Source organism: Caballeronia arationis, assembly GCF_001544975.2.
In the GTDB taxonomy this organism is placed as follows: domain Bacteria; phylum Pseudomonadota; class Gammaproteobacteria; order Burkholderiales; family Burkholderiaceae; genus Caballeronia; species Caballeronia arationis.
The window spans coordinates 1-6,790 of sequence record NZ_FCOG02000214.1 but is presented as its reverse complement, the minus strand read 5'-3'; the positions used below and the strand labels follow the sequence as shown (position 1 = coordinate 6,790).

Annotated in this window: 5 protein-coding genes; all 5 read left to right on the top strand. The window is 58.7% G+C overall.

Annotated elements, in window-relative coordinates:
• Positions 1–307 precede the first annotated feature (307 nt).
• The 5 genes from AWB81_RS39240 (at position 308) to AWB81_RS39220 (ending at position 6,469) form a co-directional block, all read left to right on the top strand.
• Positions 308–1,531, top strand: coding sequence for a site-specific integrase (locus AWB81_RS39240; protein WP_062643624.1), 1,224 nt, complete (start codon positions 308–310; stop codon positions 1,529–1,531).
• Between the two features lies 1 nt (position 1,532).
• Positions 1,533–3,086, top strand: a complete 1,554-nt coding sequence (locus AWB81_RS39235; RefSeq protein WP_235026154.1) for a site-specific integrase — start codon at positions 1,533–1,535, stop codon at positions 3,084–3,086.
• Positions 3,083–5,407 (top strand): hypothetical protein, encoded by a 2,325-nt coding sequence (locus AWB81_RS39230; RefSeq protein ID WP_062643620.1) that lies wholly within the window; start codon positions 3,083–3,085, stop codon positions 5,405–5,407. Before AWB81_RS39235 ends, AWB81_RS39230 begins: the two co-directional genes overlap by 4 nt.
• Positions 5,400–5,888, top strand: a complete 489-nt coding sequence (locus tag AWB81_RS39225) for a hypothetical protein (protein ID WP_062643618.1) — start codon at positions 5,400–5,402, stop codon at positions 5,886–5,888. The genes AWB81_RS39230 and AWB81_RS39225 overlap by 8 nt, the downstream gene beginning before the upstream one ends.
• Positions 5,889–5,965: 77 nt before the next feature.
• Entirely contained in the window at positions 5,966–6,469 is a 504-nt protein-coding gene (locus AWB81_RS39220) for a hypothetical protein (protein ID WP_062643616.1), read from the top strand.
• The last annotated feature ends 321 nt before the right edge of the window (positions 6,470–6,790 follow it).

Sequence of the window (6,790 nt, the reverse complement as noted above, 5' to 3'; positions counted from 1 at the left end):
GGAATTTATCTGCAAGGCACTCTCTTGCGCAGGCCCTCGGTAAGTCGGTTCTATTTGTATGATATTGGACCGTCTAACGGCATAATTCGATAACGACCTTGTCAGGTCGTCAAGGCCACCCTTGAGCTTCCTCCAGCCACGATAACTTGAGCAGTCATCCATAGCGTTCGAGAATTCTATTTGACATAAAAGGAATTATCGAACTATGTGGTCAGTTTGAAAGTGTTGCATGAAAGCGCACCGAGTCAGCAACCTGACACACAGCGAATGGTAAATTTGGCCGTTGCGTATTCGTCGCGAGCGGCCCGTGTTTCGTCAACTCAACAGCAACCTTGTGCCTGCAGCACTTCGTGGCCCGGTGTTGGTCGATCAATATGGCCTGCCGCGGTACTGGGCTGCGATCTGGTCGGCGACGTCGATAGCACAGCTGGCCGGTTCAACCCTCACGCAGAAGCTTCGGTACGTTGAAAACCTGCATCAGCATGCGGACAAGCTGATTGGCACCGGCGCACTTGATGATGCGCTGAGTGGATTTGACGACGAAGCACTGGCGGCGATTCTCGAATCGTGGTTCATCTCGATCCGCAATCAGCCGGCGGTAACCAGTGCGGACGAAAATCGCTGGCAGACTGGCCTCGGGTTTGTAACCGACGTCATCACCTGGCTTTCCAGCGCCGGGAGCGCCGATGATCGGCTCAGGCACATAGAACAGCGACTGCACCGGCTGTCGTCGCTTTACAGCCAATTGCACGTTCGCAGGCGCGCTGCAGTGGACGCGGTCCGATCGCTTCCAGCGAGTACCGTCGAAGCGCTGTACGCCGTGCTTGATCCGGAATGCCCGCAAAATCCGTTTCTACGCATGAAAACGCGTTGGCGTGTCTACGTCGCATTTGTGCTGATGTTGCATCAGGGGCTGCGGCGCGGCGAGGTTCTGCTGCTTCCTGCGGACGCAGTGAAAAGCGCCTACGACCAGAAGCAGAAAAGGACTCGATACTGGCTCAATGTTCAGGAAAACGAGTATGAAGATGACGATGGTGACCCTCGGTATTCGAAACCTTCGATCAAAACCGTGCACTCCGTCCGTCAGGTGCCCGTCAGTCAGCTAACGGCCACCATAGTAGAGACCTATGTAGGAAACTATCGCGGGCGGCCCGATCACCCGTTCCTGCTGAATGCTCAATCCAATATGCCGCTCGCCACCGAAACGCTGACAAAGGCGTTTGCCCAGGTGTCGCGTTGCCTGCCGTCTGACGTATTAAATGAGCTGCAGGATCGGACTGGTAAGGAATCCATAACACCGCACGGTCTACGCCACACGTGTGTGGTCGTTCGACTTCATCAGTTGCTCGAGCAAGGCGATTCAATGGACGAGGCACTGCAGAAAATGCGGACCTTCTTCGGCTGGTCAAGTAAATCGGTCATGCCTTCGCGCTACGCCCGTGCCGTATTCGAGGATCGGCTTGCGAATGTCTGGAACGACGCCTTTGATGATCGGGTTGCGGTCCTGCGCGCCCTTCCAAAGGGGCGTTGACATGAGCGGATCGCAGATACCGAGCGAACTGTTTCGCTCTCTGGACGCGGCGCAGGACGACCCTATTGAGAAGGTACTGGCTGCCCTGCCCATTCTGCCTTCTGTCATCCGCTACTACGATGATTTCGATGACTGTGTGAGATCAATATCCGATCCCGAAGACTCCGGTTCCTTCGAATACGTGTACGACGGCGCGAAAGGGGCATTTGACTTTGCCCGGTTTGGAGCGACCTACGGGTTACTTCTGAAACACGTCTTCGCATTTGTGCTCGGCGAGGACTTCAGCATATCCACGGGTCTTCATACTGTAACCGGTGGCTTGCATATCAGTCGTGATGAGATGGCGTCGGTGCTGAGCGCAACGCCAACCGGAATTCTCCGGCAGTGGATGATCCTGCGCTCGCGGGACCTGCCTATGACGGCCTATTCGTGTGTCAAGACGGTTCTCCGCATGCTATGTCGCCATCGGTTGAACGGCTGGTCCGAATCGTATCTGGAGTTCCTGAGCGGGCTCCCGTGGCCTGCACGAGACGTCCATGCAGGCGTTCGATCTGGAGACGTGTTTCTCTCGGTCGAAGAGGAAGCGTGCATTGTTCGCTACCTGGACAGCATTGCCGATCAGGTTGCCACGGAATCCGGAAACGCAGCGGGAGCGTTACCTTCTGCATTGGACGAGGCAGCCATGGTGCTGTGTGCCTACCAGTTTGGCATGCGCCCCGTTCAGATCGCGAAACTGCAAATGCGCAATGTCCGTATCTGGCACGACGTATCCGAATCCATGCCAGCAGTACATCTTACCTTCCACATGGCCAAGCAGAAAAGTGAGTCCAGCAGGAGGCCTTTGACTCGCAAGGTCAAGCGTGAATGGGCTCCCATCTTCGCTTCCTTGTACGCAATACGACAGGCCGAAAGGACGCCCGGTTCAGCCCGCTTCTTTGTGGTCGAATCTGCCAAGGATGCCGGAAGCCGGATTGCCAGCGTCGTGAGGAAGCTGATTGGCTCAAACGATCGCGGTACGCCTACGGACCTTCGTCACACGGCTGCCCAGCGACTCGTCGACGCCGGCGCGAGCCACGAAGAACTGGCCGAGTTTCTGGGTCATTCGCATATACAGACGGGGCTGGTGTACTACGCGACCTCTGCCACCCACGCGGAACGGGTCAACCGGGCGCTCGGTGCGTCGGATATATACCGACGCGTGGCGAAAATTGCCCACGACCGGTTCATCTCCTCGGAGGAGCTCACCCAACTCAAGGGTGACCAGCAGATCGCTGGTGTCCCTCACGGCGTTCCAATTGCAGGTATCGGTGGATGTTCTTCGGGACAGCCTGCCTGCCCGTATAACCCCATAACGTCGTGCTACGGCTGCAGGAAGTTCATGCCCCTGCATGACAAGACGATGCATGAGCGCGTGCTGGCCGAGATGCGCGAAGTGGTGATCTTCTTCGACCAGAGTTCTCGCGGCGACATCCGGTCGCCGGCATATCTGCAATTGCAGCGTACGATCGCTGACATACAGGCGGTCATCGAGGAACTGGAAGGCGACACCCGATGAATTCACACTACTCTGCGTTCATCGACCTGGGCAAAACGCTGGCCCATGACAAAGGCCTGTCATGGGACATGCCTCTCGACGAAACGGGCGCTGCATGCGACGGCGTTGGCTGGAACCTTACCATCGTTGCCGGCGACGTACCGCCGCCGAGCCATTACCTGCGAGACCTGGGCGCTGACGCGAAGGCACTGGCGATCGTCAATGCGGAGCGCGCCGAGCGCGGACTGGCACCGCTGCACAGACGGCCGCTGTCTGACGCATGGCAGGATCTGGTCAAGGCGGCCGTCGCCGAGCAGCTGCTGTTCAGGCGTAACACAACCGGATATGTGACGCAGTGCATCGCGCGGCCCCTGAGGGTCATCGCAACGTGTGTGGAGAGGCAGCCGTGGGCGCTGACCGTCGATGACCTTCAGGTTGCCATCCGGATCGGCAAGGCTGTCCAGGCAACCGGAAAACTGGGGGACCTGGTAGCAGGCATCGTCAAGCTCGTGTTCGACGCGCAGCACCTCTGCGATGCGGGTCCGCTGTACTCGTCGCTTGCCGTTTCGCGGATGAAGGGCAAAAGCGCGATCAGGGCGAAACATACCTGGTCGCGGGAGAAGTTGCGCGCGGACCTGGAGGCGCGCAAGCGCGACGAACGGCTACCCGAACGCAGGGCGTTCTGGGAACTGGCCCGGATCGTGATGACCGAGAAGCCGCGCTCGTTCATGGACGATCTGCGGTTCGCCGCCGTGCGCACCTTGATCGTGACTGGCATGCGTGCGGGCGAAGCTGCCCTGTTGCCGGTCGACTGGAAGTGCGAGCGGACGTATCTGGACTCAAAGGGTCGGCCTGCCGGCGAAGCCGGTGGCATCTCGACGTCACTGATGGTGCGGCACTTCGCGGAAAAGCAGCAGGACGACGAGGCGGACAGCCGCATCCTGCGTGAAAGTACGCAGCCTGTTCCCGACATGTTCCGCGCACTGCTGACTGGGACGCTTGACCACGTGGCCAGGATCACGGAACCGCTGCGCGCGACGCTGAAGCTGCAATGCGAAACGGGGCGTCTGCTTCCGTGGTACCCGGCCGATAGCCTCGTGCCTGTCACCGAAATCTATACGCGATTGATGGGTAATCCGTTCTGGCTGGATATCGAGCAGGAACCGTTCATCGAACGCTACCGTGACGGTTTCGATCCGGCGCTACTCGTTGAGTTGCATGACTATCAGCTGGAACGACGCCGCAGTGGTGACCTCAAGCTCAACATGGCCATCTATCAGTTCGGAAATCGTCTGGTCAAGGCGATGCGCGAAGGCAAGGCGAGCCTGCGCTTCCGTCGTGGCGACGGCTCACCGGTCAGCCCCCTGGAGCGGATGGAATGGCACGCGACGCATCTGCACGTTGGAGAGTTCGAAGAGCATATCCGGCTCAAAACGCCAACGAAGGTGTCGGACACCACCCCATTGCCGCTTGCGGTCGGCGTCGTCCAGCCATGGGAGTTTCTGTTCGTGCAGCCCAAGCGTTCGCTCGCCGAGGAGCGCAACGATGGCCTGTGCGATGTGACGCGTTACATGGCGGTGAGCCGCCCGGACCCTGAATTTATCTATGACGGCCTGCTAGACGATGGTGCCGTGCCAAATCTGTTCGCAAAGTATGGTGAAACAGACGACGACCGCGCGCTCAAGATCGAGTCACACATGCTGCGTCATCTGCAAAACACCGAGCTGTTCCGGCTGGGCGTCGCCGACACGATCATCTCGAAGCGCTTCAACCGGCGCAGCGTTGCACAGAGTTACGAGTACGATCATCGCAGCCTCGCCGAGGAACTGGACCAGATCGAGCTCCCGCAGGACATCGAGATCATGCTCGGTGCAAGAGCCGGCACGGTTGCCAGGCTCATCAAGGGTGGCAAGGCCAATGGCCCGATTGTGGATGCGTTCCGGCGTATCCAGGCAACAGAGGGGGATGCTGCCGCGTATGAGTACCTTCGTGCCGAAGCCGGCGGTTTCCATGCCACACCGTATGGGCATTGCCTCAATTCGTTTACGGTCGATCCCTGTCCTAAACATCTCGAGTGCTTCGCAGACTGTCGCCACCTGTCGGCCACCGATCTGCCCGAGAACCGGCAGAACCTGATCCGGCTCGAGGGCAAGTTCAAGCTTGCGCTCGAGTCGATCAAGGCCAGACCATCGACGAGCATCGGCTGGCAGAACCAGCTTGACCACGCGGAGAAGCGGCTGGCCGGCGTACAGAAGCTTCTTGCAATACCAGCGGGCGAACATCCCTTCCCGGATGGCGTTGACCTGTCACTGCCCCGGCAACGTGGAGTACTTGATGACTGAACCTACCAAGACCACACCGTCCAGCGACGACGACCAGATGCGCGAGATTCTCGAAACGCTGCTGGCAGAGGATGAAGACATCACGGCGCGCGCCGTTGCACGATCGCATCCGTCCATCAAGGCAGCATCGTCGATCACCCGCAGCGAGTCGCGCAGCAGGCTGCTTGCTGAATATCAGCAACGGCAGGCCGACTACCGGCGCTGGCGCGTCCGTGTTGCCAGGCGCTCGGGTGCAGATATCGCAGCATCGCTTGCCGACAACAATATCCGGATTGCAGAACTCGAAGCCGCTGTGCAACTGTTGACCGCTTCGCACCTTGCCATGCTGCGCGCCGTCGGCGAACTTGGTGGCTTCAGCAAGTGGGCGAAATTCTATGAACATCACCGGGAAGGCCGCAACAAGCTGGCAGAACTCGGCGCCATACCGGCCACACCGGTCTCGGCCATGCCGGCAGAGCGAGATGGGAAGATCAAACGCTAGTGCTTACCGGATCGTCCCGGCTACGAAATGACCGGGCTTCGCAGCGGAAGCTGCATTCCTCCCGAAAGGAGCATCAGATGTCCTATTGCCACTTCTTCCAGACCCTGCACGATGAGACACACCCGGTTGGCAACCTCGGCCGTGGCACCCACTACTCCGTGCTGCGCGCGCCGGTCTGGCACGACGAGTTGCTCAACCGGATCGAGCGGTGCGCGTTTCTCGACTTCGCCGTTATCTGGGATGAAGACCACGATGATCGCGTGATCGACGCGGTCATGGTGCTTTACATCGGCGGCCTGCTTCCCCCTGTACGGTATATCGGAGAAAGAAAAGGTGTACTGACTGTGCTTCTGGAACCCGATGTTGTGCGGAACTGGGAAACGGAGAGACTGGAACAGTATCGCGACGACATTAACAACATCTGCCAGTGCCTTGAGGACCCGTGGACCGCGCAGGTCGATAGCGCCGATGGTCAGGACCATTCGATCATCCACGCATCACGCGCAGACGTCGCCGTCTATCTCAAAAATATCGACGTGCTGTGGCGCCTCGGCGTGAACCCCAAGACGCAAGTCGGCTAGTGGGCCGCCGGGCGCGCAACAACGGGGCGGCAAGAGAGCGATCTTAGTGAAATCCTGTTGCGTCAAACCGCAACAAAAATCGTGGCCGCCTGCGCGCAACAGGCTACACCCCAAAAAGTGAATATCCTGTGGATAACTCGGCCGCCTTACCCGTTGAAATATAAAGAAAATCTGAAGATCCGAAAAACTAAAAACCGACGCAACAGCAAGCCATATATACCAAGATACATTCTTTAATTAGTGTTCCTAATGGGTGTTCCTTCTGCGCGTGGCGGGACACCGAGCGCGTCGAGAGCAGCATCATTTCACACGAGCGTCGGT

Excerpts from the sequence above, each read along its gene's own strand:
- AWB81_RS39220 (WP_062643616.1), top strand. The coding sequence starts at position 5,966 with ATGTCCTATTGCCACTTCTTCCAGACCCTGCACGATGAGACACACCCG.
- AWB81_RS39235 (WP_235026154.1), top strand. The coding sequence starts at position 1,533 with ATGAGCGGATCGCAGATACCGAGCGAACTGTTTCGCTCTCTGGACGCG.
- AWB81_RS39230 (WP_062643620.1), top strand. The coding sequence starts at position 3,083 with ATGAATTCACACTACTCTGCGTTCATCGACCTGGGCAAAACGCTGGCC.
- AWB81_RS39225 (WP_062643618.1), top strand. The coding sequence starts at position 5,400 with ATGACTGAACCTACCAAGACCACACCGTCCAGCGACGACGACCAGATG.